27 protein-coding genes and 2 tRNA genes are annotated in these 26,494 nt (G+C 63.7%); 17 read left to right on the top strand and 12 right to left on the bottom strand.

Annotated features, from left to right (window positions below; genetic code table 11):
- The first annotated feature begins 40 nt into the window (after positions 1 to 40).
- The 6 genes from sigM to QC765_RS08200 all read left to right on the top strand — a co-directional run bounded on the left by sigM (position 41) and on the right by QC765_RS08200 (position 5,071).
- Positions 41 to 610 carry an RNA polymerase sigma factor SigM gene (gene sigM, locus QC765_RS08175; RefSeq protein WP_373876707.1) on the top strand — a complete coding sequence of 190 codons (570 nt, stop codon included), beginning with the start codon at positions 41 to 43 and terminating at the stop codon, positions 608 to 610.
- Between the two features lie 4 nt (positions 611 to 614).
- On the top strand, positions 615 to 1,424 hold the full coding sequence (locus tag QC765_RS08180) for an RsmA family anti-sigma factor (RefSeq protein WP_278313952.1): 810 nt from the start codon (positions 615 to 617) through the stop codon (positions 1,422 to 1,424).
- A 99-nt stretch (positions 1,425 to 1,523) separates the two neighbouring features.
- The gene (locus QC765_RS08185; protein ID WP_278313954.1) at positions 1,524 to 2,261 is read left to right on the top strand and encodes a TetR/AcrR family transcriptional regulator; all 738 of its coding nucleotides are present in this window, start codon (positions 1,524 to 1,526) and stop codon (positions 2,259 to 2,261) included.
- Between the two features lie 123 nt (positions 2,262 to 2,384).
- Entirely contained in the window at positions 2,385 to 3,383 is a 999-nt protein-coding gene (gene trxB / locus QC765_RS08190) for a thioredoxin-disulfide reductase (RefSeq protein ID WP_278313955.1), read from the top strand.
- A gap of 18 nt (positions 3,384 to 3,401) precedes the next feature.
- Positions 3,402 to 3,722 (top strand): thioredoxin, encoded by a 321-nt coding sequence (gene trxA, locus QC765_RS08195; protein ID WP_278313956.1) that lies wholly within the window; start codon positions 3,402 to 3,404, stop codon positions 3,720 to 3,722.
- 179 nt (positions 3,723 to 3,901) lie between these two features.
- Positions 3,902 to 5,071 carry an N-acetylmuramoyl-L-alanine amidase gene (locus tag QC765_RS08200; protein ID WP_278313957.1) on the top strand — a complete coding sequence of 390 codons (1,170 nt, stop codon included), beginning with the start codon at positions 3,902 to 3,904 and terminating at the stop codon, positions 5,069 to 5,071.
- A 95-nt stretch (positions 5,072 to 5,166) separates the two neighbouring features.
- On the opposite strand, the gene QC765_RS08205 is transcribed toward QC765_RS08200, so the two are convergent.
- The 9 genes from QC765_RS08205 to rpmH form a co-directional block, all read right to left on the bottom strand.
- On the bottom strand, positions 5,167 to 5,862 hold the full coding sequence (locus QC765_RS08205; protein ID WP_373876708.1) for a GNAT family N-acetyltransferase: 696 nt from the start codon (positions 5,860 to 5,862) through the stop codon (positions 5,167 to 5,169).
- A 102-nt stretch (positions 5,863 to 5,964) separates the two neighbouring features.
- A complete protein-coding gene (locus QC765_RS08210) occupies positions 5,965 to 6,978 on the bottom strand; it encodes a ParB/RepB/Spo0J family partition protein (protein WP_278314055.1) in 1,014 nt (337 codons plus the stop codon).
- A gap of 10 nt (positions 6,979 to 6,988) precedes the next feature.
- On the bottom strand, positions 6,989 to 7,975 hold the full coding sequence (locus QC765_RS08215; RefSeq protein ID WP_278313958.1) for a ParA family protein: 987 nt from the start codon (positions 7,973 to 7,975) through the stop codon (positions 6,989 to 6,991).
- Between the two features lie 2 nt (positions 7,976 to 7,977).
- The gene (rsmG, locus tag QC765_RS08220) at positions 7,978 to 8,661 is read right to left on the bottom strand and encodes a 16S rRNA (guanine(527)-N(7))-methyltransferase RsmG (protein WP_278314056.1); all 684 of its coding nucleotides are present in this window, start codon (positions 8,659 to 8,661) and stop codon (positions 7,978 to 7,980) included.
- Positions 8,662 to 8,933: 272 nt separating this feature from the next.
- Positions 8,934 to 9,446 carry a Jag family protein gene (locus QC765_RS08225; RefSeq protein ID WP_373876713.1) on the bottom strand — a complete coding sequence of 171 codons (513 nt, stop codon included), beginning with the start codon at positions 9,444 to 9,446 and terminating at the stop codon, positions 8,934 to 8,936.
- Positions 9,447 to 9,490: 44 nt separating this feature from the next.
- Positions 9,491 to 10,567 carry a membrane protein insertase YidC gene (gene yidC / locus QC765_RS08230; RefSeq protein WP_278313960.1) on the bottom strand — a complete coding sequence of 359 codons (1,077 nt, stop codon included), beginning with the start codon at positions 10,565 to 10,567 and terminating at the stop codon, positions 9,491 to 9,493.
- Positions 10,568 to 10,571: 4 nt separating this feature from the next.
- Positions 10,572 to 10,889 (bottom strand): membrane protein insertion efficiency factor YidD, encoded by a 318-nt coding sequence (yidD, locus tag QC765_RS08235; RefSeq protein WP_278313961.1) that lies wholly within the window; start codon positions 10,887 to 10,889, stop codon positions 10,572 to 10,574.
- On the bottom strand, positions 10,886 to 11,248 hold the full coding sequence (gene rnpA / locus QC765_RS08240) for a ribonuclease P protein component (protein WP_278313962.1): 363 nt from the start codon (positions 11,246 to 11,248) through the stop codon (positions 10,886 to 10,888). The genes yidD and rnpA overlap by 4 nt, the downstream gene beginning before the upstream one ends.
- Positions 11,249 to 11,277: 29 nt before the next feature.
- Positions 11,278 to 11,421, bottom strand: coding sequence for a 50S ribosomal protein L34 (rpmH, locus tag QC765_RS08245; protein ID WP_149360249.1), 144 nt, complete (start codon positions 11,419 to 11,421; stop codon positions 11,278 to 11,280).
- 562 nt (positions 11,422 to 11,983) lie between these two features.
- On the opposite strand from rpmH, the gene dnaA reads away from it, so the two are divergent.
- The 10 genes from dnaA (at position 11,984) to QC765_RS08295 (ending at position 22,674) form a co-directional block, all read left to right on the top strand.
- Complete coding sequence (gene dnaA / locus QC765_RS08250; RefSeq protein ID WP_373876714.1) at positions 11,984 to 13,513, top strand: chromosomal replication initiator protein DnaA; 1,530 nt, start codon at positions 11,984 to 11,986, stop codon at positions 13,511 to 13,513.
- A 509-nt stretch (positions 13,514 to 14,022) separates the two neighbouring features.
- A complete protein-coding gene (gene dnaN, locus QC765_RS08255) occupies positions 14,023 to 15,210 on the top strand; it encodes a DNA polymerase III subunit beta (RefSeq protein ID WP_278313964.1) in 1,188 nt (395 codons plus the stop codon).
- A gap of 5 nt (positions 15,211 to 15,215) precedes the next feature.
- Positions 15,216 to 16,421: a DNA replication/repair protein RecF gene (gene recF / locus QC765_RS08260; protein ID WP_278313965.1), complete on the top strand. Its 1,206-nt coding sequence runs from the start codon at positions 15,216 to 15,218 to the stop codon at positions 16,419 to 16,421.
- Positions 16,422 to 16,424: 3 nt separating this feature from the next.
- A complete protein-coding gene (locus tag QC765_RS08265; RefSeq protein WP_278313966.1) occupies positions 16,425 to 16,970 on the top strand; it encodes a DciA family protein in 546 nt (181 codons plus the stop codon).
- Between the two features lie 143 nt (positions 16,971 to 17,113).
- Complete coding sequence (gene gyrB, locus QC765_RS08270; RefSeq protein ID WP_278313967.1) at positions 17,114 to 19,153, top strand: DNA topoisomerase (ATP-hydrolyzing) subunit B; 2,040 nt, start codon at positions 17,114 to 17,116, stop codon at positions 19,151 to 19,153.
- Between the two features lie 123 nt (positions 19,154 to 19,276).
- Positions 19,277 to 21,778: a DNA gyrase subunit A gene (gene gyrA / locus QC765_RS08275; RefSeq protein WP_278313968.1), complete on the top strand. Its 2,502-nt coding sequence runs from the start codon at positions 19,277 to 19,279 to the stop codon at positions 21,776 to 21,778.
- The gene (locus QC765_RS08280) at positions 21,779 to 22,282 is read left to right on the top strand and encodes a DUF3566 domain-containing protein (RefSeq protein ID WP_278313969.1); all 504 of its coding nucleotides are present in this window, start codon (positions 21,779 to 21,781) and stop codon (positions 22,280 to 22,282) included.
- Between the two features lie 76 nt (positions 22,283 to 22,358).
- Positions 22,359 to 22,432, top strand: a tRNA-Ile gene (locus tag QC765_RS08285).
- Between the two features lie 20 nt (positions 22,433 to 22,452).
- Positions 22,453 to 22,575 (top strand): hypothetical protein, encoded by a 123-nt coding sequence (locus tag QC765_RS08290; RefSeq protein ID WP_278313970.1) that lies wholly within the window; start codon positions 22,453 to 22,455, stop codon positions 22,573 to 22,575.
- 23 nt (positions 22,576 to 22,598) lie between these two features.
- A tRNA-Ala gene (locus tag QC765_RS08295) sits at positions 22,599 to 22,674 on the top strand.
- A 97-nt stretch (positions 22,675 to 22,771) separates the two neighbouring features.
- Here QC765_RS08295 and QC765_RS08300 read toward each other — a convergent pair.
- The 3 genes from QC765_RS08300 to QC765_RS08310 are packed head-to-tail and all read right to left on the bottom strand — an operon-like array spanning position 22,772 to position 25,810.
- Positions 22,772 to 23,878: an ABC transporter permease gene (locus QC765_RS08300; RefSeq protein ID WP_278313971.1), complete on the bottom strand. Its 1,107-nt coding sequence runs from the start codon at positions 23,876 to 23,878 to the stop codon at positions 22,772 to 22,774.
- Positions 23,878 to 25,011 carry an ABC transporter permease gene (locus QC765_RS08305; protein ID WP_278313972.1) on the bottom strand — a complete coding sequence of 378 codons (1,134 nt, stop codon included), beginning with the start codon at positions 25,009 to 25,011 and terminating at the stop codon, positions 23,878 to 23,880. The genes QC765_RS08300 and QC765_RS08305 overlap by 1 nt, the downstream gene beginning before the upstream one ends.
- A gap of 10 nt (positions 25,012 to 25,021) precedes the next feature.
- Positions 25,022 to 25,810: an ABC transporter ATP-binding protein gene (locus QC765_RS08310; protein ID WP_278313973.1), complete on the bottom strand. Its 789-nt coding sequence runs from the start codon at positions 25,808 to 25,810 to the stop codon at positions 25,022 to 25,024.
- Between the two features lie 67 nt (positions 25,811 to 25,877).
- Here QC765_RS08310 and QC765_RS08315 point away from each other — a divergent pair, with 67 nt between their 5' ends.
- Positions 25,878 to 26,486, top strand: a complete 609-nt coding sequence (locus QC765_RS08315) for a TetR/AcrR family transcriptional regulator (protein WP_278313974.1) — start codon at positions 25,878 to 25,880, stop codon at positions 26,484 to 26,486.
- Positions 26,487 to 26,494: the final 8 nt, after the last annotated feature.

Here is a 26,494-nt window from a genome sequence, read left to right on the forward strand (position 1 = left end):
TGGTGCTGTGCGACACACAAGGGGGGTCGCCACGTCCGCGATGTCGGATAGGGAATTGATTGCCGCACATGTGTCGGGGGACACTCAGGCTTTCGCTGAACTTATCCATCGTCATCAGCGGTACTTGTGGCGAGTGGCGAAGAGAACAAGTTATTGCGACGAGGACGCGGCCGATGCATTGCAGGAGGCCATGCTCTCGGCCTTCCGCATGGCCGCGGGATACCGGGCGGATGCTGCTGTGCGCAGCTGGCTGCACCGCATCGTGGTCAATTCCTGCCTCGACCGCATGCGCCGGAACCGGGTTCGTCCTGCGATTCCGCTCAATGCATCGATCGTGGACCATGTGGGGTTGGTGGAGGGCCCGCATTCCGGCGATGATGTTGCCGAGGCCATCGATCGCGCGTTGATGCTGCTTCCAGCGGAGCAGCGCGCGGCCGTGGTCACCGTGGACGTGGAGGGGTACCCGGTGGCCGAGGCGGCGGAGGTGCTCGGGATTCCGATTGGCACGGTGAAGAGCCGCTGCGCCCGTGGAAGGTTGAAGCTTGCAGAAATTCTTTCGGAGTTTCATCCGGAACGGAACCGATCAGCGTTCCCGCGCGTCAATACATAGTGTGGTGAACAAGAACCAGGCACGCCCAGCTTCGTCACCAGGAGGTGGATCGCTGCCAACCCGGACACAACGGGAACCAGTCCTTCCCGAGCCGCCCTATGACCGGCAGCTGATCAGCGAACTGCATGCTGGCGTGCTTGCCGGACCTACTGCGTCGCATATCCGGGACCGGCTGCACCTCGACCCCGAGGCCTGCGCCTTCCTCGGCGAGCTCGACGAGGTGCAGCAGATGCTCGGTCAGCTCTCGCCGGACCATCCCGGAAGCGGAGCGAGGGGCGATGATCTGCCCGCGCACCTGTCCCGGCAGCTCGACTCGACGCTGGCTGAAGCGGCGCGCGAGCGCGACAGGGCACCCCGGGATCCGCGGCGGCCGCGGGGGAATGGATCTTATCGCTACGTGGTCGCTGCGGTCGCCTGCGCTGCCGCTGTCGCGGGCATGATGGTGCTGTCACCCCGGATCAGCGATCTCCTCGGCACCTCGGGCGATGCCACTACTCCGCCGGGCGCCAGTACCACGGGCCCGTGGGGGTTCGAGAATCGCGGACAGGAGCCGGGGCAGGAAAGTGCTGGGCTGCTCGCGGGGGAGCGGTTGCACCGGTGCCTCGAGGCGGCGGGACTGCCGCGCAGCATCGAGGTGATCGGTGTCGAGGCGATCCGACCTACGGATGGTCCCAGGGAAGGATCTCCTGCCAGGTTTCGGGTGCTAGTGCCCGCTCCGTCAGGAGCAGGGATGCTCGTCCTGAGCATCGAAAGTGGTTGCGGCCCCAACGAGACAGGAATCCTCGACAAGCAGGTGGTCGGCGCGCCCGGGTAGTAGCTGCAGGGCAGTAGCTGCAGGGGACGCGCATGAAATGTCCCCTGAATAGGGGGCGCATCTTCGGATATTTCGGACTTGTCCGGTATTTTGTGAGGTATGGCACAACACGCCGGGGAAGGCCACAGTCCGCTTGCGACTGATCCGTCCGCGCTGCAGCTCGCGCGGCAACCAACCGATGCACGGCGCCGCCGGGGCCGCCCGGCAATGGTGACCAGCGAACAGATCACAGCTGCCGCGCTGGAGATGGGCGTCGCGGCGATCACCATGACCTCCGTCGCCCAGCGTCTCGGCGTCAACCATGCCACGCTGTACCGATATGTCAGCGGTCGTGATGATCTCGTTCGCAATGCCATCGACCGGGCCGTGACCCTTGCTGAGTTTCCCGAGCAATGCGAGGACTGGCAAGCCTTCCTCCGCGAGACAGCGCACGCCCTCTTCGACATGTGTGACGCCTACCCGGGCATCGCCACCGAGCTAGCCGCCGGCACCTACTCGCCGATGATCCTGCAGCGTGGCGCCACCCTGATGGCGTGCCTCACCAGGATGGCGTTCAGCCCCACCGACGCCGTCCTCGCCCTGGACCTCGTGACAGGGCTGGTCATCGATCATTGCCGCCGGGCCGAGCAGATGGACGGTCGCGTACCCTCGGCCTCCATGCCGTCGCGCTCCGAGCTTGCCCAATCCTGGCCGCGGGTGGAGCCGGAGCACGAGGAATCCATGCAAGACACCCTTGATGCGGGGCAGCAGGCAATCGCGCAGCGCCCGCGCGACTGGTTCGATCGCAAGCTGCGGATCGCCCTCTCTGGCATTGCTGCCGAGCTCGCGCCGCGCTGACACGGACAAAGGCACCGATTGGTGCCTGCATCCGGGAACAACCCCGATTAGCCTTGTGTTGTCACACAGCAGAAGGGGTTCACCACGGGCACGCCGCGGTGGACGCGATCAGGGAAGGCCCGAATGACTACAGCCGAAGCCAGCGCACAGAGCACGGAAACCGATGTCCATGATGTCATCATCGTCGGATCCGGACCGGCCGGATACACCGCGGCCGTCTACACCGCGCGGGCGCAGCTAGCGCCCCTGCAGTTCGAGGGAACGCAGTTCGGTGGGGCCCTGATGACGACTACCGAGGTGGAGAACTTCCCCGGATTCCAGGAAGGAATCATGGGGCCAAGCCTGATGGACGAGATGCGCGAGCAGGCCAAGCGATTCGGCACCGACATCCGCACCGAGGATGTATCCGAGATCAACCTCGAGGGCGAGATCAAGACCGTCACCGCCGGGGGAGTGGAGCACAAGGCCCGCGCTGTCATCCTTGCCATGGGCGCGGCCGCCCGCTACCTCGGTGTTCCCGGGGAGGAGCGCCTTCTCGGGCGCGGCGTCAGCTCCTGCGCCACCTGCGACGGGTTCTTCTTCCGCGACCAGGACATCGCTGTCATCGGCGGCGGCGATTCCGCGATGGAGGAGGCTACCTTCCTCACCCGCTTCGCACGGAGCGTGACCGTCGTGCACCGTCGCGAGGAGTTCCGTGCCTCCCGGATCATGCTCGAGCGCGCCCGCGACAACGAGAAGATCAGCTTCGTCACCAATGCCCGCGTGGACGAGATGCTTGGCGACAAGAGCGTCAGCGGTCTACGCATCACCGACACCGTCACCGGCGAGCAGCGTGACCTGCCGGTCACGGGCGTTTTCGTGGCGATCGGGCATGATCCGCGCAGTGAGCTCGTGCGCGGGCAGGTCGCGCTCGATGACGCCGGCTATGTTGCAGTCTCGTCCCCGTCCACGGCCACCTCGCTACCAGGAGTCTTCGCCGCCGGCGACCTCGTGGACCACACCTATCGGCAAGCGATCACAGCCGCGGGCACTGGATGCGCCGCCGCGATCGATGCGGAGCGCTGGCTTGCCGAGCATGCTCCATCCACCCCCGTCACCGCCTCCGCTGTCGCCGCAACGTAGGAACAGGAAAGGTCATTCATGTCCACCATCACCGTCACCGACTCATCATTCGCTGATGACGTCCTCAAGAGCGACAAGCCCGTGCTCGTGGATTTCTGGGCGACCTGGTGCGGACCCTGCCGAATGGTCGCCCCCGTGCTCGAGGAGATCTCCCGGGAGAAGGCGGAGCAGCTCACGATCGCTAAGGTCGATATCGATGCCAACCAGGCGATTGCGCGCGACTTCCAGATCCTCTCGATCCCGACCATGATCCTTTTCAAGGGCGGAAAGCCGGTTTCCACGATCGTGGGCGCGAAGTCAAAGGCTGCCCTGCTCAAGGAGATCGAAAACCACCTGTAGTTTCTCTGCCGGGAGCACCGACCAAGTAGGATGATTCGTGGGGGCGCGGCTGTGCCTCCACGAATCGCTGCTGACCGTGTGCTGGGCTGCCGACGCGAGGACTCCCGTGCATTGCCACTGGCCGTGGTGCCGGGCTTCGCGTCGCGGACCAGCGCGCTCCCGAGAAAGAGGCCCGCGGTATGCACAATCTTCGGCTAGGAGATTCTGGCCCAGCTGTGGCCGAGGCTCGATTGCGCCTCGTGAGCCTCGGTTTCCTGCACGACGATGGTGATCTGGAAGAAGCACGGTCCATCTTCGACTCCGTGCTCGATACCGCGGTCCGCGCGTTTCAGCAGCAGCGCGGCCTTCTCGTCGACGGCATCGTCGGCAAAGCGACCTCGCGAGCTCTCCAGGAAGCTGGCTATCGGCTTGGCGCCCGGATCCTCGCCTACCACGTCTCTGCCCCTCAGTTCGGCGATGACGTCGCCGCGCTGCAGACGCGCCTGCAGGATCTCGGCTTCTACACCGACATGATCGACGGGTACTTCGGTCCAGGAACACACAGTGCCTTGAGCTCGTACCAGCGCGAGTTCGGCCTCGTTGTCGATGGCATCTGCGGGCCCGAGACGCTGCGCTCTCTCGAGATGCTGGGCGCACGGGTGACGGGTGGATCGCCCCACGCGATCCTGGCTGAGGAAGTCGTGCGGCAATCAGGCCCGAAGCTCCGCAACAAGCGCATCATCATTGACCCAGGCCTCGGCGGCGATACGACAGGCATCACCGTCGACGGGCCGCGTGGTCCACTGACCGAGGCCGAGATCCTGTGGGATCTCGCCAACCGGATCGAGGGTCGCATGGGCGCGACCGGCATGGAGACCTTTCTCAGCCGCCCGCGTGGCAAGTGCCCCTCCGTGATGGACCGGGCGGAGATGGCGAACAGCTTGAACGCTGACCTGATCATCTCGCTGCAATGCGCGCGCAGTGATTCCGCCACGGCGAAGGGCGTAGCAACATTTCACTACGGTGTTCCCAATGGCTCGGAGTCAACGATCGGCGCGGTGCTCGCGGGCTTCCTGCAGCGTGAGATCGTGGCGCGGACGGGGATGCTCGATTGCCGCTCGCATGGGCGCAGCTGGGACATCCTGCGCCTGACGCGCATGCCGGCCGTACAGATCGACGTTGGATATGTCACTAGTCCCGAGGACCTCGCGATGCTGGCCGACCCCCGGATGCGCGATGTCATTGCCGAGGGCGTGGTGGTCGCGGTGAAGCGGCTGTACCTGCTCGGCAAGGACGATCAGCCGACCGGGACATTCACTTTTGCCGAGCTTCTCGCGCACGAGCTCGCTGTCGAGGGTCGCAGCGAGTAGTCGGGCCTATTGCTCGAGCCACGAAAGAGGGCGGGTTGTTCCCAAGGGAACAACCCGCCCTCTTTCGTCCAGGATCACTCCCAGCGGACTTTGTCCTACGAGACGGGCGCGGGGGAGGGCAGCGTGATGGTGGATGTCTCGACGAGGCGCATGAGAGCTGACTCGACGTCAGCCTTCCAGCCGTGGTCGGTGTCCAGCTCGTAGCGGAAGCGTGGGTAATCCGGATGCGGAGCAACCTCGACGAATCGAGAGTCACGCAGGAGCGAGGCAGGGATCATGCACGTGCTCGGGAGGCAATCACCCGGCCGGTTGTGCACCAAGTGTTGCTCGTACCAGCTGATAACGGCGTCATGCTCATGGCCAAATGCCTCGATGGCGCGCACGCCGCGTCGCACGAGGTCGCTGATGACTGCCTGCAGCAGGATCTCCTGGTAACCCTGGGAGAGCGCGAACTCGTTGACCCGCAGCGTGGTGAGAAGGACCGCATCCGCACTGACTGGTGACGTGGGGAAAGATGCCGCCCGCGGCACACTGCTTGGCGGCGCATAGAGCGCGCAGCCTGCCACGATCTCCTCCGAGGAGTCGCCCTTCGAGTGGTAGAGCAACTGCCCGCAGGATCCCCAGCTCAGTGTGACCGAGGAGATCCACGCTTCCTTCTCGAACTCAAGGTCGCATTGCGCGTGCGGCGTGGTGGTATCGCCCGGCTCCATCTCCCAGAACAGGCATCGGCGGGCGTGATCGGGGAGATCCGCCAGAGATCCCAGAGTGAGGGGATGGACCCGTGTCATCACGTTGCTGGCCGTCCTCCATGCCGGAACTTGCGCTTGACCGCAAGCGGTGAATAGGGGGTGCTTCCTCGTTGGTCAGGATCAGGATACCGGTTGCCTGGCGGCTCAGGATGATGCCTGCATCATTCCAACGATGCGCTCGAGGTCCTCGGCAGAGCCGAACTCGACAACGAGCTTGCCCTTCCGCTTGCCGAGGGTAACAGTGACCTTGGTGTCGAAATTGTCACTGAGCTTGTTGGCGAGTTCGGTCATCTCCGGCGGCGGGGGAGTGGTGGTGCGCCGGGGCTTGCTGTCCTGGGCCGCGGGACCGGACCGGTTGAGCATCGTTACGGCTTCCTCGGTCGCCCGGACGGACAGTCCCTCGGCAACGATGCGCGCGGCCAATTGCTCCTGCGCGGCTGCGCCCACGTTTATCGCGAGGAGTGCTCGTGCGTGCCCTGCGGAGAGGACACCGGCGGCCACTCGGCGCTGGACCGCGATAGGAAGCTTGAGCAGCCTGATCATGTTGGTCACCATCGGCCGTGATCGTCCGATGCGGGCAGCAAGCTCGTCGTGGGTCACCCCGAACTCCTCGAGGAGCTGCTGGTAGGCCGCGGCTTCCTCGAGCGGATTGAGCTGGACGCGGTGGATGTTCTCCAGCAGAGCATCGCGCAGCATCGCCTCATCGGCAGTCTGCCGGACGATCACCGGGATCGCCGTCATTCCCAGCACTAGCGCTGCGCGCCACCGGCGCTCGCCCATGACTAGCTGGAAGCGCTCGTTGACCTCGCGCACGACGATGGGCTGCATCATGCCGAACTCGCGGATCGAGTGAACGAGCTCATCGAGCGACTCATCGTCGAAGACCTGCCGCGGCTGCCGCGGGTTCGGGTCGATCAGGCTGGGATCGATCTCGCGGTATACGGCAGCAGCCTCGTCCGCGGCTGGCTGACGCTCATCGATTCCTATCGACGCGGGCCTGGTCTGCCCCATGCTATGCACTGGCTCGTGATCGACCGACGGATCTCGGCCGATCACAACATCCGCGGCTGCGGATCCGAGCTGCGGGGCGTTGGTGGGGCCGGTGGGGATGAGTGCCGCGAGCCCACGCCCGAGTCCGCCCCGCTTGTTCTGGTTCATCTGCGTTGCTCTATCCACGCGAACTCCTCACCGTATCCCTTGCTCGGTTCGCGATCTCGCGCCCTGCATCAAGGTAGCTCATGGCGCCTCGCGATCCTGCATCGTATTCGATAACACTCATGCCGTATCCCGGTGCTTCCGATACCTTCACGCTGCGCGGGATGACGGTTCGCAGCACGACATCGCCGAAGTGCTCGCGAACCTCGCTCGCCACCTGCTCTGCAAGCTTGGTTCGCGCGTCGTACATCGTGAGCAGGATGGTAGAGATGCTCAACCGTGGATTCAGGTGTGCTCGAACAAGCTCGATGTTGTTGAGCAACTGGCCGACGCCTTCGAGGGCGTAGTACTCGCACTGGATCGGGATCAGCACTTCGGTGGCGGCCACCATCGCATTGAGCGTCAGGAGGCCGAGCGACGGTGGGCAGTCGATCAGGATGTAGTCGAATCCCCGCCGCTGGATCTCTGGCGAACCGAGCACTCGCTTCAGCTTGTGCTCTCGGCCTTCGAGCGTGACTAGCTCGATCTCGGCCCCGGCGAGGTCGATGGTCGCCGGTATGACGTGAAGGTTCTCGCTCGCCGTCGATTGCTGGATGGCTTCACCTGGCTCGATGTCCCCGAGGAGCATCTCATAGCTCGACGGTGTTCCAGAACCGTGCTCCGCACCGAGGGCGGTGCTGGCGTTTCCTTGTGGGTCGAGGTCGATAACGAGCACGTTCAAACCGTGGATCGCGAGGGCTACGGCAAGGTTGACCGTCGTTGTCGTCTTGCCGACTCCGCCCTTTTGGTTCGCTACCGTGAACACCCGCGACTGAGACGGTTTAGGGAGGGGCTCCGCTGTGCGGTGATGAAAGCTTGTCGCGCGCTGTGCAGCGGCGGCGATGGGGGAGTCCGCGAGGATGCTCCCGATGAGGCCATCCATTTCGGCATCGGCGACGGACGCTGGCGTGGTGTCGCGCGATGTTTCACGTGAAACACTGGTTCTTAGGTCGTCCGACATGATCAGTTCCTGTTCTGCTCGGTTCGGCGCCTTTGTCGACTGGCCTTGCGGATGCGCACTACTGTGGTCGGGGTTTCGAGGATGTCGGCGCCGCATTGCTCGACGGTGACGTCCACGACGCCCAGCTTCTTGAATCCCTTGGCATCGCGGGCGATCTCATCATGGACACTGCTTCCCTTGATCGCTATGACCTCACCGCCCGGACGGACCAGCGGCAGCGACCACCTCAGCAGCTTCAGCAACGGGGCGACGGCTCGCGAAGTGGCTATATCTGCACCTCCGGCATCCTTGAGCACATTGGCGTCGTCCGCGCGACCCCTCACGATCTTGATAGAGAGTCCCGATTCCTGCTGGAACTCTTCCAGGAAGTCAGTCCGCCTCATCATCGGCTCGACGAGGGTCACTGTAAGATCCGGGCGCGCGATGGCAAGGGGGATCCCTGGCAACCCGCCACCGCTTCCCACATCCACCACGCTCGCCGATTGCTCGATCGCGGCCTCGATGGCAGCGCTGTTGAGAATGTGGCGCTCCCAGAGCCTGTCGACCTCGCGCGGTCCGATGACGCCGCGCTCCACTCCGGGTCCTGCAAGAAAATCATGGTATTGCTGCGCCAGGGGCAAGCGAGCGGCGAACAGTGATTCAACAGCGTCGCGGAATTCATCCGGGACTTGTTTCACGTGAAACATCCAGTTCTTCAGGGATTGGGCAAGGCTTGCCACGAAGCGGCACTCACGGGGCGCGCCAGGGCTAGTCACCAGTATGACAAACACGCTGGGGCGCTGACGGACGACACTGCGAGAGCCGGGGCAACAGATCGAATGTTCCAGAATTGACCCCGGAGCAGAAAGCACCAAGCCCCGACCACCGTAGCGTCATGTGACGAAACAATAGCCGGGGCTATAGGCCTGCGCTCCCGCTGCTTTCAGGAACGATATCGGGTCGACCGCGGAGCAATCCCTCAGTCGGGGAGTACCACGACGTGACGGTTGGGCTCCTGGCCCTCGCTCTCGCTATGCACACCCTCGACCTCAGCGACAGCATCGTGAACGATCTTTCGCTCGAACGGCGTCATGGGCCTCAAGGCCTCGGACACGCCGGTGTTCTTGACGCGCTGGCCTACCTTGCTGCCGAGCGCTGCTAGCTCACTGCGCCGGCCGGCGCGCCAGCTCGCGATGTCGAGCATGAGGCGGCTGCGGGAGCCCGTGGATTGCTGGACCGCAAGACGCGTCAGCTCCTGCAACGCGTCTAGGACCTCGCCGTGCTTGCCCACGAGCTTATTGAGATCGTCGCCACCATCGATAGCCACGATCGCGCGATCACCCTCTACATCAAGATCAATATCCCCGTCATAGTCGAGGATGTCGAGCAGTTGCTCCAGATAGTCGGCAGCATGCTCGCCCTCTTCGACGAGGCGCTCTTCGAGATCGTCAGTCGACTGGTTACCAGTCGGATTGGCCACGGTCACGTGAATACTCTCCTAGCAATTGGACAGCGAAAAAGTCATCGAGGGAGCCTTCAGCGTCGCCGCTGCTTCCGCTTCTTTGCCTTGGGGTTCCGCCGTGCTGGGCGGGCCCCCGGCTGGGGAGAGGTGACGCGCGGGGGAGCGGGGGTGCCCCCGGCTTCCGGGCTGTTGCCTGGCTGCTCCTGAGGTGTCCCGGAGCGCTTGTCCACAGCGGGCCGGGCCCCTGGACGAGGAGCGTAGCTGTCGCGGCGCTCGATGGCCTCGAGCCGCTTGGCCTCTTCCTCCTTGTCGATCTGGGTATAGACGACCTTCTGCTGGAAGAGTGTCCAGGCGTTGTTGCTCACCCAGTACAGCAGGACTGCGACCGGTAGGAACGGGCCACCAACAAGCACGCCGAAGGGGAAGATATAGAGGGCAAGACGGTTCATCACGGCCGTTTGTGGCTGGTCCGCGACCTCTGCGGTCTGGCGCGAGATGGAATGCCGGGCATTCAGATGCGTCGCGATCGAAGCGATGATCATCAGCGGAACCGATATCAGAGCGACAGCGGTCCGGCTAGGAATGCCGTTCTGCAACTCTGGCACATCGAAGGCCAGGTACAGCTCCTCCGCGTGAGCGATCGCGGCCGAGAGGGGAGCGCCAAACAGGCGAGCATCGAGGAACGACTGGACGTCTTGAACACTGAACACATAGTTGGGCTCGTTGACGTTCTGCTCAGGCGTCATGCTGAGACGTCCCGGACCGATGCCACCCGTCCTATTGAAGGACATCAGCACGTGGTAGAGGCCAATGAAGACCGGGACCTGCGCGAAGATCGGTAGGCAGCCAAGCAGGGGGTTGAACCCATGCTCGCGCTGCAGCTTCTGCATCTCGAGCGCCATGCGCTGCCGGTCTTTGGAGTACTTCTTGCGCAATGCCTTGATCTGCGGCTGCAGCTCTTGCATCTTCCGGGTCGTGCGGACCTGCTTGACGAATGGCTTGTAGAGCAGCGCACGGATGGTAAAGACGAGGAATACTACGGACAGTGCCCAGGTAACGCCGTGATCTGGCCCGAGGAACGGCAGAAGCCCGAAGACCTTGTGCCAGAACCACAAGATTCCAGAGACCGGGTAGTAGATGAAGTTGAGCACTGCTCTACGAACTCCTGTTCACATTGTCACTCGCCGTCGAAGCATTCTCGCACGCTACGTCATGCCGATGCCGACGTTCCGGCACCGGATCCCAGCCGCCGGGGTGCCATGGCCCGCACTTGGCCAGCCTGATCAGTGCGAGAGCCACACCCTTGGCCGCGCCGTGCTCCTGCACCGCCTCCGTCGCGTACTCGCTGCACGTGGGCGTGAAGCGGCAGGTCGGCAGCCGATAGGGCGAGATCCAGGTCCGGTAGAAATTGACCAGCACCAGCACTACCCGCGCCGGCATCGCTCGCAAGCTAGTGCCTATTCCGCTGGTCATCGCTTGTTTCCTCGGCGGCTCGTCATCGCGATCCCCGCGCGAACCTGGTCGGCGAGGGCGACCGTAGTGGCTGAGCCGGCACTGGGCAGGGCCCGGATGACGATGTCGGCGTCGAGATCAAAATTCGTGGATTCAAAGAGAAAAGCGTGCCGCAACATGCGCGACACGCGATGCCTGCCCACAGCATTTCCCACGGACTTGCTGACGATCAATCCCACACGAGGACCATGAATCATGGTCGTCTCACTCTCGCGGGGGTGAACGTAGAGAACGAGGTCACGCTGCTTGGCTTTGATACCGCGACGCACCACAACCGAGAAGTCGTGGGAATTGCGAAGACGATACCGCTGGGGCAGCACTCTTGATCAACCCGCCCTGCGCGTTGCTGCTAGGCGGAAAGCTCGCTGCGACCCTTGCTACGACGAGCGGAGATGATGCTCCGTCCGGCACGGGTGCGCATACGGAGCCGAAAGCCGTGAACACGCGCCCGGCGGCGATTGTTAGGCTGGAAAGTCCGCTTGCCCTTCGCCACGGTCAACACTCCTCAGATAATCGACGCACCCCTGCGTGGATGCGAATGCCGTGCATTCATTGGTGACTGCACGAGACTACTCAGGTTCGCGAGCGTGGTCAAACCAGGGTGGAGCGCCTCCGCCCGGCCTGCTCGACATCTCCCGCGATCCTAGCTCCCGAGCGTGACCTGGGTCACCTGACCTGCGACCTTGTCCAAAACGTTGCAACGCGCCCCGATGGCTTGCTAGCGTCACTCAGCGCTTCTTCCGCGCCCACAAGTTGATCATGAGGCTCTCCTGGTGCTGCTCGGCAGCCAGGCTTGGCCGGCGAAACGTCCCCGACGGTGTACCGTCGTGGCTTCCACGCAGTTCTCCACACCTGTGGATAATTGTGTGGATAAATCGGTATCGCGCGCAAGCACCACTCTGATCAGCTAGTTCTCACTCTCGGATCATGCAATGTGCTCCGCGGTACCCCAGGTCTGCATGCCTTGTGCGCATCACCTGAGGACCATCGTGCAGGACGAGCAGCGGAAGGACTTGAGCGTGGTGGATGATCCACGGAACCTCACCGAGATCTGGATGAGCGTGGTCGAGGAGCTCATCGAGGGCACCGGCCCCGGCGCCCGGCCCACGATGCTCGGCAGGAAGGATCGCGCGCTCCTGCCGCTGGTGAAACCGCTGGACATCTCCAATGGATTCGCGCTGCTCGCCGCACCGACCGCATTCGCCAAGAAGGCGATCGAGAGCAACCTGCGGCACATCATCACCGAGACGCTGAGCCGGCACCTGGGGGAGCCGATCGAGCTGGCTGTCCGCATCGATGCGACCAGCGTCGACCCAGCCGCCTTGACCGAGACCCTGGACGAGAGCGACGAGGAAGCACCGCGCTCGGCAGCGCCGGAGCCGGAATATGCGCTGGGAGACGTTGACGACGAGCCACCGATGTCCGGCGAGACGTTCCTGCAGCGGGAGGATTCCACGCTCCGCGACGAGCCCGGCGGGTTCGGGCACGAGGAGTCCGCGTGGTCCGCTGCATACACGACAGGTGGGCCAAGGCCGCCCCGCCCAGTATCGCCACGATCGAGCCTGAACCCGAAGTACACCTTCGACACCTTTGTCATCGGCGCGTCCAACCGGTTCGCGCACGCCGCGGCGGTGGCGATCGCCGAGGCACCGGCCAGGGCCTACAACCCCCTGTTCGTCTGGGGCGAGTCAGGCCTGGGTAAAACTCACCTCCTGCACGCCACTGGGCATTACGCGCAGAAGCTCTTTCCTGGAATGCGCGTCAAGTATGTGTCCACGGAGGAATTCACGAACGATTTCATCAACAGCTTGAGGGACGACCGCCGGGTTGCGTTCAAGCGGCGCTATCGGGATGTTGATCTCCTCCTCATCGATGACATCCAGTTCATCGAGAACAAGGAGGGGATCCAGGAGGAGTTCTTCCATACGTTCAATACGCTGCACAACGCCAACAAGCAGATCCTCATCTCATCCGATCGTCCGCCCAAGCAGCTCGCCACTCTCGAGGAGAGGCTGCGCACCCGATTCGAGTGGGGCCTGATCACCGATGTCCAGCCGCCGGAGCTCGAGACCCGCATCGCTATCCTGAGCAAGAAGGCGCAGATGGACCGGCTGCGGGTCCCGGACGACGTGCTCGCGTTCATCGCTAGCCGGGTCGAGCGCAACATCCGCGAGCTCGAGGGGGCGCTGATCCGGGTCACTGCCTACGCCTCGCTCAACCAGCAACTGATCGACCTGCGCCTCGCGGAGATCGTCCTGCGGGATCTCGCGCCTGATTCACGCAGCCTGGAGATCACCGCGGCCACGATCATGACCACGGTCGCCGAGTACTTCGGCATCACGATGGACGAGATGTGCGGGCCAGGACGCACCCGGGCGGTCGCGCAGGCCCGCCAGATCGCGATGTACCTCTGCCGGGAGCTGACCGACCTTTCACTGCCCAAGATCGGCCAGGCATTCGGCCGCGACCATACGACCGTGATGCATGCCGACCGGAAGGTCCGCTCGGGCATGAATAGCAATCGCAGCGTCTACGAGCAGGTCCAGGAGCTCACGGCCCGGATCCGGCAGCGGTCGAAGATCTAGGCCTCGACACTGCCAACCGGTTGAGCATGCCTCCACAGGTTGTCCACAGGAGGTCGGATCTTGTGGACAACCTGTGGATAACACCGCTCGACCCTTGTGCACAACTTGGGGATAAGCTGTGGATAAGCTGTGCACAACTTGGCTGGTTACCCACAGGCCACGAAGTTGTACACATTCGTCCACATCTAGGCCCCCATCTATTCACACCCTTGTCCCCATCCAGAAACGATGGCTGACCAGCGCAGCCGGCACCTTATCCACACAATCCACAGGACCTATTACTACTACTAGTTTTTTACTAGAAGAAAAAGATAAAAGTAGGCAGTGTGCAAAACCTGGCGCCCGGAGCCTCTGCTAGAGCTCGAGAACGGTCACTCGCGAAGGCACCACGGCGCGCACATCGACTCCGTCACGCTCCGCCCGCTCGATGCACTAGGGTGATGGAGCACCGCCGAGACCACCCCCACACCCGAGCACCAGCCGGGGCGTCGAGAGGACACGTCCGCACCATGGAACCTGGCAACCTCACCTTCCGCGTCCTGCGCGACGATTTCGCCGATGGGGTCACCTGGGTAGCGCGCAACCTGCCTGGTCGTCCCGCGGTTCCAGTCCTTGGTGGAGTTCTTCTCGAGGCATCCGATGCGGGACTAGTGATCTCGGGGTTCGACTACGAGACCTCGGCACAAATCACCATCGCTGCGGAAGTCGGGAATCCAGGGCGGGTGCTTGTCTCGGGAAGACTGCTCGCGGATATCACCAAGTCACTTCCGGCGCGCCCAGTGGATGTCGCGCTAGATGGCACCAAGATGCGAATCGTATGCGGGAACGCCCGATTCAGCCTTCCCACCATGCCAGTCGAGGATTACCCACAGTTGCCGGCAATTCCCCAGGTCACGGGTTCCGTCGGTGGTGATGTATTCACCGAAGCCATCTCCCAGGTCGCGGTCGCAGCCGGCAAGGACGATACCTTGCCAATGCTTACGGGAATCCGCATGGAGATCGACGAGCAGGTTGTCGTTCTTGCAGCAACCGATCGATTTCGCCTCGCAGTCCGTAGAATTGACTGGGCTCCCGAGGACACTGAGCCCCATGCAGCGGTTCTTGTGCCGGCCAAAACCCTATCCGAGGCCGGCAAAACTATTGGCGGGGCACAAAACTCCGTTGTCAAGATCGCGCTTGGTGCCGGCTCGACGCTCGGAACGGAAGGAATACTTGGCGTCACAAGCTCAAGCCGGCGCACCACGTCACGACTTCTTGACGCCGAGTTCCCCAAGTTCCGGCAACTGCTTCCAAAGAGCCATACAGCAGTAGCAGCACTTGAGGTCGCACCATTGATCGAGGCGATCAAGCGTGTCGCGCTCCTCGCGGAGCGTGGGGCGCAAGTACGAATGGATTTTTCTCAGGAAGGCCTTCAAATAACAGCCGGCGGCGATGATGCCGGCCAGGCCGAAGAATCCTTGAACGCGGATTTCAGTGGGGAACCACTCGTTATCGCGTTCAACCCTGGCTACCTGATCGACGGCCTTAATGCCCTCCATACCGACAAGGTCATATTCGGATTCACGCTGCCAAGCCGGCCGGCAGTATTGCAACCCGCGCCGGCTGACGTTGTCCTCCCGGAGCCAGACGGCAATGCATTTCCAGCCATCGATAGTGAATACACCTATCTGCTGATGCCCGTCCGGCTGCCTGGCTAGGCATCGTGTTCCTCCGCCAGCTCGCTCTGCGAGACTTCAGGTCCTGGCGCGAGCTTGATATCGCTCTCACCCCGGGATGCACGGTCTTCGTCGGGAGGAACGGCCAAGGGAAGACCAATATCCTGGAGGCCGTGCGCTATCTCTCGATTCTTGGATCACATCGTGCGTCCACCGATCAGGCACTGGTCCGGCAGGGAACAAACGAGGCTCATATCTCCGGAATTGCCGTCAATGCCGGCCGCGAGCTCGCGATTGATATTGGATTGCGTCCGGGAAAGACCAATAAGGCCTGGATCAACCGTTCGCCGGCGCGCCGGCCCTCGGAGACGCTTGGAATTGTTCATACTGTGATGTTCGCGCCCGAGGACCTTGCAATTGTCAAGGGTGACCCCGCGGAGCGCCGACGATACATTGATGAACTCATGGTCGCGGTCAGACCGAGATACTCCGTAGTGCGATCGGATTACGAGAAAGTGGTCCGGCAGCGCTCAGCACTGCTGAAGTCGATCAGCCATACCGTGCGGGCGCGAAAAATCGACGATGCGGCCGCAATGACGCTGGAGACCTGGGATAGGCACCTCGCCAGAGCCGGCGCGGAATATCTCCAGGAGCGTTTCCGCATGGTGAAGCGGCTCGATCCCTTCTTCACGCGCGCCTATGCCGGCATTGCACCGGATTCCAGGCCGGCGCGAATGCAGTACCGCTGCTCCCTCGCCGATGTTCCCGAGGATGCTTCGCCGGTTTCCGTGGAATCGCTCGAGAATAAGTTCCTCGAGCAATTGCCGGCAATACGCGATAAGGAGATCGAGCGGGGCGTTTGCCTTGTTGGACCGCATCGCGATGATCTCGACCTGATGCTGGGCGATCAGCCTGTGAAGGGATTCGCCAGCCATGGCGAGAGCTGGTCCACCGCGCTGGCCCTCCGGCTCGCTTCGCTCGCGCTCCTCCGCGATGAGGGCTGGGAGCCCATCCTGCTGCTCGACGATGTCTTTGCCGAGCTAGATCGAAAACGGCGCGAGGCCCTCGTTGCGATCGCGCTCGACAGCGAGCAGGTGCTCGTCACCGCCGCGGTGCGGGAGGATGTTCCCGAGGCCCTCAGCGGGCGCCTTGTTGGAGTGCAGGCAATATTGTCCGACCTGCCCGATAGCCTGGGCCAGCGAGTGTCAGAGATCATTCGATCGCCAGGGCGCGCAGAGAGCGAGGGGGTGTAGCAGATGCCAGCCAACGGCACTGGTAGTGACCGCGAGGTTCCATCCACGGGCATGGACATGGTGGGCAAGGCGCTGGCCCGGGTGCGCGGGCGCACTGCCCAGCCTGAGGGCCCTCCTGCCCCTGTGCGCCCCATCCCGGCCCGCTCCGCTCGCCCAGTGCGCAGAGGCGGGTGGTCCTCTCCGAAGCCGGACTCTCGCGACCCCCAGGCGCTCGGTTCCCTGGCGAACCAGATCGCGAAGCAGCGTGGATGGTCGGGGCAGATCTCGGGCGGCTCGGTGATCAGTCACTGGGAGCGGATCGTCGGCCCCGATATCGCCGAGCATGCGACTCCCGTGCGCCTGGAGGCGGGCTTGCTCAGTATCGAGACGGTCTCCACGGCATGGGCCACACAGCTTCGGTACATGCAGTCGCAGGTGCTGGCGCGGATCGCGGCATCAGTTGGTCATGGCGTGGTGACAACGTTGCGGATCCATGGGCCGAAAGTCGCGGACTGGCGCAAGGGAAACAGGCATGTGCGTGGCCGCGGCCCACGGGACACGTTTGGCTAGACGGCCCGCACCGCACCGCGCCGGGCCACGATGCAGCAACAACGCCCTGGCGGCGACTAAGATGAAGGACTGACCACCCGCTATTCCCCGACCGGCCCGCTTGCGGGACGGTGCTGACTCTGTAGAAGGAGAGCTACCTGACCGTGGCTGCTCAAAAATCAGGAAAGACACCCGGCACAGAGGGAAACTACGACGCTTCCTCGATCACGGTGCTCGAAGGCCTCGAGGCCGTTCGCAAGCGCCCAGGCATGTACATCGGCTCGACCGGTGAGCGCGGCCTGCATCATCTGATCTGGGAGGTTGTCGATAACTCCGTCGATGAGGCGATGGCAGGCTACGCCAGCGAGGTGAGCGTGCGCCTGCTCGCGGACGGTGGGGTCGAGGTGCGTGACGATGGCCGTGGCATTCCTGTTCAGATGCATGCGATGGGGCGGCCCACCGTAGAGGTCGTCATGACGCAGCTGCATGCCGGCGGAAAGTTTGATTCGGACTCCTACGCGGTGTCCGGCGGACTTCACGGCGTGGGCATCTCGGTGGTCAACGCACTGTCGACGCGGGTCGAGGTCGAGATCGACAGGGACGGGTATCACTGGACCCAGCAGTACAACTACTCGGTGCCCGGCGAGCTGGTGAAGGGGGAGCCCACCGACCGCCGGGGCACGGTTGTGACGTTCTGGGCTGATCCTGGGATCTTCGAGACCACGGAGTACAACTTCGAGACCGTCTCCCGGCGGCTGCAGGAGATGGCTTTCCTCAACAAGGGGCTCACGATCAGCCTCGCGGACGAGAGGGTCACCGACGCGGAGGTCGTTGACGAGGTTGTCAGCGACACCGCGGAGCCGGTCCGGCACCACGAGGACGACGCTAGCAAGCCCGCTGTCGAGCACAAGGTCAAGAAGCGCGTCTACCACTATCCCGGTGGCCTCGAGGATTTCGTCAAGCACCTCAACCGCACGAAGCAGCCGATGCACAACAGTGTTGTCGGATTCAGCGCGCAGGGCTCGGGTCATGAGCTCGAGATAGCGATGCAGTGGAACAACGGGTACTCGGAGTCCGTCCACACCTTCGCCAATACGATCAATACCCACGAGGGCGGTACTCACGAGGAAGGCTTCCGTGCCGCGCTGACCGGAGTGGTCAACAGGTACGCGCGCGATAAGAAGCTCCTGAAGGAGAAGGAAGGCAACCTCACCGGAGACGATATCCGCGAGGGGCTTGCCGCCATCGTCAGCGTGAAGGTCGGGGAGCCACAGTTCGAGGGCCAGACCAAGACGAAGCTGGGCAATACCGAGGTCCGGTCGTTCGTCCAGAAGACCTGCAACGAGCACCTGGCGCATTGGTTCGAGTCGAACCCGGCCGAGTCCAAGATCATCGTCAGCAAGGCGGTCTCCTCCGCCCAGGCCCGCATGGCGGCACGCAAGGCTCGCGAGCTCGTTCGGCGCAAGAGCGCCACTGATCTCGGTGGCCTGCCCGGAAAGCTCGCGGACTGTCGCTCGAAGGAGCCCGCGAAGTCCGAGATCTACATCGTGGAGGGCGACTCGGCCGGTGGGTCAGCGAAGTCGGGTCGCGACTCCATGTACCAGGCGATCCTGCCGATCCGCGGCAAGATCATCAATGTGGAGAAGGCCCGCATCGACAGGGTCCTCAAGAACAATGAGGTCCAGTCGATCATCACGGCATTCGGCACGGGCATCCACGATGAGTTCGACATCGCGAAGCTGCGCTACCACAAGATCGTTCTGATGGCCGATGCCGACGTCGATGGGCAGCACATCGCGACGTTGCTGCTCACCTTGCTCTTCCGGTTCATGCGGCCCCTCGTCGAGCATGGGCACGTGTATCTCGCGCAGCCACCGCTGTACAAGCTGAAGTGGCAGCGCACCGAGCCTGATTTCGCCTACTCCGACCGGGAGCGCGATGGATTGCTCGAGGCCGGGCTCGCGGCGGGCAAGAAGATCAACAAGGATGACGGCATCCAACGCTACAAGGGCCTTGGCGAGATGAACCCAAAGGAGCTGTGGGAAACCACGATGGATCCTTCGGTGCGGGTCCTGCGCCAGGTCACCCTCGACGACGCGGCGGCAGCCGACGAGCTGTTCTCGATCCTCATGGGCGAGGATGTCGCCGCCAGGCGTAGCTTCATCACGCGCAACGCGAAGGATGTCCGGTTCCTTGACGTCTAGCGCGATGAGGCCGCAGCGCCTCCCGTGATCGCGCGGAACGCATCGATAGGGTAAGACACCATAGGCCGGGTGCCAGGCCGAACATCGGCTGCCACCTAGTGCACGGAAACGAAGAAGGATCTGATGACGGACACCACGTTGCCGCCCGAGGGTGGCGCCGGCGATCGCATCGAGCCTGTTGATATTCAGCAGGAAATGCAGCGCAGCTATATCGACTACGCGATGAGCGTGATCGTGGGACGCGCGCTACCCGAGGTCCGGGATGGGCTCAAGCCCGTGCATCGCCGCATCCTCTATGCCATGCACGACAACGGCTATCGCCCCGAGCGAAGCTACGTGAAGTCCGCCCGGCCGGTGTCGGACACGATGGGAAACTTCCACCCCCACGGCGACTCGGCGATCTACGACACGCTGGTCCGCATGGCGCAGCCCTGGTCGATGCGCTATCCGCTGGTCGATGGCCAGGGCAACTTTGGCAGCCGCGGCAACGATGGTGCTGCCGCGATGCGCTACACCGAGTGCAAGCTCACGCCGCTCGCGATGGAGATGCTCCGGGACATCGAGAAGAACACAGTCGATTTCATCCCGAACTACGACGGCAAGTCGCAGGAGCCCGTCGTCCTGCCCGCTCGGGTGCCCAACCTGCTCATGAACGGCTCGGGCGGCATCGCGGTCGGCATGGCTACCAACATCCCGCCGCACAACCTCCGCGAGGTGGCGGAGGCCATCGTCTGGTGCCTCGACAACTATGAGGCGGACGAGGAAGCCACCCTCGAAGCGGTCATGGAACGCATCAAGGGCCCTGATTTCCCCACCTCGGGATTGATCGTCGGGACCCAGGGCATCCACGATGCCTATACAACGGGCCGGGGCTCGATCAAGATGCGCGGTGTCACCGAGATCGAGGAGGACAACCGCGGCCGCACCACCATCGTCATCACCGAGCTGCCCTACCAGGTCAACACGGACAACTTCATCAACGGGATCGCCGACCAGGTCAGGGACGGCAGGATCGGTGGAGTAGCGGACATCCACGACGAGTCATCCGACCGCGTCGGCCTTCGCATCGTTGTCACCGTCAAGCGGGACGCGGTGGCCAAGGTGGTGCTCAACAACCTCTACAAGCACACCCAGCTGCAGACCAGCTTCGGCGCGAACATGCTCTCCATCGTCGACGGCGTGCCCCGCACCCTCCGTCTCGACCAGATGGTGCGCTTCTATGTCGACCACCAGATCATCGTCATCCGGCGCAGGACCGAGTACCTGCTCCAGAAGGCCGAGGAGCGCGCGCACATCCTGCGTGGCCTGGTCAAGGCGCTCGATGCCCTTGACGAGGTGATTGCTCTCATCCGGCGCTCGCCGACCGTGGACATCGCCCGCGAGGGGCTGATGGATCTCCTCGACGTCGACGAGATCCAGGCCGATGCGATCCTCGCCATGCAGCTCCGGCGCCTAGCTGCTCTCGAGCGGCAGAAGATCGTCGACGAGCTCGCCGAGATCGAGATCGAGATCGCGGACCTCAAGGACATTCTCGCGCGGCCCGATCGGCAGCGGCAGATCGTCAAGGATGAGCTCGCTGAGGTCGTCGAGAAGTTCGGCGACGAGCGACGAACCAAGATCATCGCCGGTAGCGGGGATGTATCCGACGAGGACCTCATCGCTCGCGAGTTCGTCGTGGTCACCATCACCGAGACCGGGTACGCCAAGCGCACCAAGACCGATCTCTACCGGAGCCAGCGGCGCGGCGGCAAGGGGGTCAAGGGAGCGGACCTGAAGCAGGACGACATGGTCCGCCACTTCTTCGTCACCTCGACCCATGACTGGATCCTGTTCTTCACCAACCTCGGCCGCGTCTACCGGGTCAAGGCCTATGAGCTTCCCGAGATGAGCAGGACAGCCCGGGGCCAGCACGTTGCCAACCTCCTCGCGTTCCAGCCGGGCGAGAAGATCGCCCAGGTCATCGCGATCAAGGGCTACCAGGATGCCCCGTACCTCGTGCTCGCGACCCGGAACGGTTTGGTCAAGAAGTCCCGCCTGGAGGATTTCGATTCCAACCGCAGTGGAGGCATTGTCGCGGTCAACCTGCGCGAGAGCGACGAGCTCGTGGGCGCGGTGCTGTGCTCCGCCGAGGAAGACCTGATCCTCGTGTCCAAGCTGGGCCAGGCAATCAGGTTCTCCGCTACCAACGACGCGCTGCGACCCATGGGCCGGGCGACCTCCGGCGTGCAGGGGATGCGGTTCAATTCCGAGGATGAGCTGCTTTCGCTCAACGTCGTGCAGGACGACATGTTCCTGCTGGTCGGGACTTCCGGTGGATACGCGAAGCGGACCCCGCTCGCCGAGTACGCCGTGCAGAACCGCGGCGGCAAGGGTGTTCTGACCCTTCAGTACGATCCTCGCCGCGGCAATCTGGTGGGCGCGGTGATCGTGGACATGAAGGACGAGCTGTATGCGATAACCTCCGGTGGAGGAGTCATTCGTACCGCGGCGAGCCAGGTGCGCAAGGCCGGCCGCCAGACCAAGGGCGTGCGGCTGATGAACCTCGGAGAAGGCGAGAGCCTCCTAGCCATCGCCCGGTACGCGGACGAGCCAGAAGAGATCGAGACCAAGACAGAGGAGTCCTAGGTGGCAGCCTCAGGCAAGAGCCCCGATGCAGGAAGCGCCGGGACGGCGAATAAAACGGCGAGTCCCGATCCGGCCAAGAAGGCGGGAACTACCCCGGCGCCGCCCACGCGCCGGTCGCCGGTCACTATGACGGCGAAGCAGGCACAAGCAGGTCTGCGGGCCAGCGTGCAGATCCGGGAGATCGATCCCTGGTCCACGTTGAAGCTGTCGTCGATCATCTCGCTCGTGCTCTTCCTCGTCTGGATGACGGCGGTGGGGATGCTCTACCTCGTGCTGGACTTCATGAACGTGTGGGAGCGGCTGAACAGCGCGTTCACGGACATGCTCAATGAAGGTGCGACCGGGGAGATCATCAGCGCGAGCCAGATCTTCGGATGGGCCGCGGCGATCGGGTTCATCAATATGATCCTGCTCACCGCGTTGCTCACGCTCGCGTCGTTCATCTACAACCTCACCGCCGATCTCGTGGGCGGGGTGGAAGTGACGCTGGCCGATCGCGACTAGTATGCTACCGAGAACGCCGCTACCTGCTGTTTTGCACCAAGACTCATTGGTAGGGTAATGTCGCTTCTCGGTTCACGGGCCTATAGCTCAGGCGGTTAGAGCGCTTCCCTGATAAGGAAGAGGTCGGAGGTTCAAGTCCTCCTAGGCCCACTCCGGTAAGGTCGTCCAGCATGAAGTTGCTGAAGATCCTTGCCGCAGCCGGATTGGGAATCGCTCTCGGGGTCGCAGCCAAGCGGCATCTCGAGACCCGTGACTCCGGCTACCCAGCCGAGGTGTGGCACAATCTGGAATGAAACCTCACAGATGCTAGATCTCCGGGGCCATAGCTCAATTGGTAGAGCACCGCCTTTGCAAGGCGGGGGTTAGGGGTTCGATTCCCCTTGGCTCCACCACACGAACAACGCCCGAGCCCTTGACCAACGAACTGTTGGCAAGGGCTCGGGATTTTTTCTTGTTCCAGCGTTCCAGTTCTAGCTCACGGCGCCACTCTCACTGGCCATGCGCGACATTGCGCCTGCTTGCCCGCTGTGCGGCGATCGCCGCGAGCGCCAGCCCGAGCACCGCCGCCGCCGACACCGAAGCGACCGCAGCGAGGGCCGGCCGGCTCTCGAAGCCATGCAGCAGCGGATTCGACCACTCGAAGACATATGACGGCGGCCACCAGGTGTTGATGCCTCGAGCGAGCGGTGGCAGAGCCGATACCGAGATGAATCCACCGCTCGCGAAGTAGCTACCGAGCGCCAGCAGGATCAGCGTCGGCTGGATCACGCGATGGGTTCGCAGGCCCACCGCGATCAGCACGCCCGCTCCGGCCGCAGCGGCGAGGGAGGGCAGGACGATCATCGCCGTCCGCAGTATCTCGTCCGGCCCAGCCCGTGTACCGAAGGCGAGCGCCACCAGCACTGTGGGGACCGCGGCCACGAAGGCGAGTAGCCACCCCGCCGCGGCCGCGCCCAGTCCCGCGATGTAGCTCCCCAGGGGAGTGAGCGCGATCTCCTTCTCCGTACGGTGCTCGCTATCCACGGCGTAGAGGTTCGCCGAGATCAATGCAGCGCCCAGGAGCAGGGCGAGGATGATGGCTGATCCACCCATGAATGCCGTGCGTGGCACATCCTCGGCCCTCTCCTTGTCGATGAGCGCGACGATCTGGTCCGCGTTGGTAGCGGTGTCGTAGAGGTTCGCGGTGGTGGACACGCGCAGCCGGACGTTCTTCATGGCATCCGTATTGATGTTGTAGGTCGCGATCTCAACGGCCCTGGTGTCATCGAAGTCGGCAGGGATCGTGATCGCCAGGTGCAACCTGCCGTCCTGGAGTTGTTCGGCTGCTGCGGTCGAGTCGGTCTCGATGATGTCGAAGTAGGGGCCGGTCGGGCCCTGGGTATCGGCGATGGCCTGGGCGAACTGGCGGGATTCCGAGCTTTGAGCCTGGTCGAGGACGGCGATCGGCCACGAGTTGCTTGCTCCGAAGATGACGGAAGCGAGCGCGACGACAACGACGGGGACTGCCATCGTCTGCACGAGCAGCTCGGGCCGGCGCAGGGCGATGCGCAGGTTACGGGTGATCATGGCGGTGAGCGCGCGAAGGGAAGTCATCATCACTGTCCTTGGGTGAAGCGGAGTGCTCGGGTCAGGCGCCACGCGGCCAGGGAGACGACCACGGCCGCGATGAGAAGGCTTCCGGCGACGCCGAGCGCCGCGTTCTCGGGCTGGGGGAGCGAGGCAACCTCGAAGCGAAGGATGTCGAATAGTGGTGCGAGCGGAATCCACTGGGTCGCCGCCCAGAGAGGTTCGACGATTCCGCCGTGCGCGAATCCACGGATATAGGACTCGTACCCGCTGACGAGGAAATGCGCGACAGCGATGATGACGGCTATCGGGACAAGGGGCAGCGATCTCCGCAGCGCGACCCCGAGGAGCGTGCCGAGGGCGGCACCGTATATCCAGACGATGGCGAGCACGCCCGCGGATCTCCAGCCGAGTTGCGCCAACGGGTAGTCCAGCACCCAGCCGATTCCGGCCAGCGTCACCGCTAACGTGACCAGCGATGTCACCGCCCCGGCGGCCCACTTGCCCGCGATGAGCGAGAGCCGACTAGTCGGCGAGAGCACGAGGCCCTTGGCGGTGCGTTCCTCCCATTCCCTGGCGATACCGACACCGATATTGACGATGCCGGCGTAGAGCGCGGCGAAGATGATCAACGCTGAGCCGAGGTAGAGCGTCACGGGGATGTCGTGATCGAGCACTGTCGTCTCGGTGATGCTCAGGCGGTCCGGGGGAGTGGTGGGCAGCTCTTGCTGGAACTGCCGGAGTGCTTCCTCGATGCGCAGGTGCTGGTTCTTCGTGCCGTCCGCGTCGATGTTGATCAGCGATAGCGTCACGGCCGGGCTATCGCCAGCCTCCACGGCTCGCGCGAACCCCTCGGGGATCGTCAGCATCGCGCCGACGTCACTGTCGCGGTACATCTCACTGGCCTGGCCAGGGTCGGTGGTGAGGATCTCGTAGTAGTTGCCGTCGCTGTTGCGCATCTCTTCCATTACCTGGATGAACTCTGCCGAGCGCGGCGTGCCGTCCTCATCGGCGACAGCGATCGTGGCGGTGGTCGAGACATGGATGACGATGGCGTAGAGAAAGGTGAACGCGACCGGCACAAGGATGCTGATGACAGCGAGAAGCGGTGCGCGGCGCGTGACGAGCAGGTCTTTCCTGGCAAGAGCTAGTGCCGCATTCATGATGGGCGCCTCAGTTCCGTAGTCCGCTGCCGGTGAAGTGCAGGAAGACGTCCTGCAGGCTGACCGGTGGCACCTCGGCCCGCTTGGTCTTCGGGACCTGCGCGGTCAGCTCGGCGAGGCTGCCCCGGACGACGTTCGCGCCCCGGTCGATGATCGTGATGTGATCACCGAGCCGCTGAGCCTCCTCCATGTAGTTCGTGGTCAGCAGGACCGCGCGTCCCTCGTGCGCCACCTCCTCGATGCGTGTCCAGATGGCCTCGCGGGACTGCACGTCCACACCGAGCGTGGGCTCGTCGAGCAGGAGGAGCTCGGGCTTCATCATCAGTGCCTTGCCGAGCGCGAGCCTGCGCTGCATGCCGCCGGAGAAGGTGCCGGCCCGATCGCTGGCGCGGCTGCCGAGCTGCACGAGCTCGAGCGTCTCGTCGATGCGCGCGCGCTGCTCGCGAGCGGGCATCCCGTAGTAGCTGGCGTGGAACGCGAGGTTCTCGCGCGCGGTCAGCTCCGGGTACAGCGAAGTCTCTTGTGGCACTAGTGCGATCCGGCGCAGGAGCTCGCGCCGCTGGGTCGCGGGGTCGAGGCCCAGCACACGCAAGTGGCCAGCGCTTGGTGCGAGCAGGCCGGTCAGGACGTTCATCAACGTCGTCTTGCCGGATCCGTTGGGCCCGAGCAAGCACGTCACGTCGCCGGGACGCGCATCGAGGTCGACACCATCCAATGCGCGGAATGGGGGCTGCTTGCGACCGCGAGCGAACTCCACGGTCACCCCTGTCGCTTCTACCGCCGCCTGCGTTTCACTCACAATGCCTCCTCTGGTCCGTGCCGGTTACCAGAAGCCTGACCGAGGCCCACTGCTAGGCTCAACAGTGATGAATAAATCGCGGGGGCGGCCCCGGGCCGGTGCCGACGATGGCCGGGACCGGCTCCTGTCAGCAGCTCGTGACCTGTTCGCGGCGCGTGGGTACAACGGCGCGACACTACGCATGATCGCGGGGCAAGCCGGCTGCGATCCCGCCTTGATCGCCTACCACTTCGGGTCGAAGAAGGAGCTGTTCGCTCGCTCGATGGCGCTCTCGCTTGGTCCTTCGCTGGTGCTGGAGAAGGCCCTCGAAGGCGACCCCGCCACAGCTCCCGAGCGGCTCGCGGCGTTGGTCGTCCGCGCCTGGGAGGCACCCGACGTGCAACGTTCGCTGATGCAGCTCGTCGCGACGGGCATGCAGCATCCTGAAGTGCTGCAAGCCTTCCGGGAGTACATCGAGAGGGAGCTTGTTAGTCGGCTCGTTGAATATTTTGGCGGCACTGAGGCGACCGAGCGCGCGGGCGTCACCATCACGATCGTCATCGGCATCATCTTTGGCCGCTACGTGATCGGGGTGGAACCGCTCCGGTCGGCAACCCCCGAACGACTGGTCGAGCTGTTGAGGCCGAGCCTCCGCGCGATCTCAGCGGCTCGCCCGCGAGGCAGGCCAGCCCGCTAGCAGGTCCC

This window comes from Hoyosella levis, assembly GCF_026008515.1.
Classification (GTDB): domain Bacteria; phylum Actinomycetota; class Actinomycetes; order Mycobacteriales; family Mycobacteriaceae; genus Lolliginicoccus; species Lolliginicoccus levis.

Bases quoted from the DNA above. Each gene is read 5' to 3' on its own strand.
- sigM (WP_373876707.1), top strand. From the start codon at position 41: ATGTCGGATAGGGAATTGATTGCCGCACATGTGTCGGGGGACACTCAG.
- QC765_RS08185 (WP_278313954.1), top strand. From the start codon at position 1,524: ATGGCACAACACGCCGGGGAAGGCCACAGTCCGCTTGCGACTGATCCG.
- trxB (WP_278313955.1), top strand. From the start codon at position 2,385: ATGACTACAGCCGAAGCCAGCGCACAGAGCACGGAAACCGATGTCCAT.
- trxA (WP_278313956.1), top strand. From the start codon at position 3,402: ATGTCCACCATCACCGTCACCGACTCATCATTCGCTGATGACGTCCTC.
- QC765_RS08200 (WP_278313957.1), top strand. From the start codon at position 3,902: ATGCACAATCTTCGGCTAGGAGATTCTGGCCCAGCTGTGGCCGAGGCT.
- QC765_RS08210 (WP_278314055.1), bottom strand. From the start codon at position 6,978: ATGAACCAGAACAAGCGGGGCGGACTCGGGCGTGGGCTCGCGGCACTC.
- QC765_RS08215 (WP_278313958.1), bottom strand. From the start codon at position 7,975: ATGTCGGACGACCTAAGAACCAGTGTTTCACGTGAAACATCGCGCGAC.
- rsmG (WP_278314056.1), bottom strand. From the start codon at position 8,661: ATGTTTCACGTGAAACAAGTCCCGGATGAATTCCGCGACGCTGTTGAA.
- yidD (WP_278313961.1), bottom strand. From the start codon at position 10,889: ATGACCAGCGGAATAGGCACTAGCTTGCGAGCGATGCCGGCGCGGGTA.
- dnaA (WP_373876714.1), top strand. From the start codon at position 11,984: ATGAGCGTGGTCGAGGAGCTCATCGAGGGCACCGGCCCCGGCGCCCGG.
- dnaN (WP_278313964.1), top strand. From the start codon at position 14,023: ATGGAACCTGGCAACCTCACCTTCCGCGTCCTGCGCGACGATTTCGCC.
- QC765_RS08265 (WP_278313966.1), top strand. From the start codon at position 16,425: ATGCCAGCCAACGGCACTGGTAGTGACCGCGAGGTTCCATCCACGGGC.
- gyrA (WP_278313968.1), top strand. From the start codon at position 19,277: ATGACGGACACCACGTTGCCGCCCGAGGGTGGCGCCGGCGATCGCATC.
- QC765_RS08290 (WP_278313970.1), top strand. From the start codon at position 22,453: ATGAAGTTGCTGAAGATCCTTGCCGCAGCCGGATTGGGAATCGCTCTC.
- QC765_RS08300 (WP_278313971.1), bottom strand. From the start codon at position 23,878: ATGATGACTTCCCTTCGCGCGCTCACCGCCATGATCACCCGTAACCTG.
- QC765_RS08305 (WP_278313972.1), bottom strand. From the start codon at position 25,011: ATGAATGCGGCACTAGCTCTTGCCAGGAAAGACCTGCTCGTCACGCGC.
- QC765_RS08315 (WP_278313974.1), top strand. From the start codon at position 25,878: ATGAATAAATCGCGGGGGCGGCCCCGGGCCGGTGCCGACGATGGCCGG.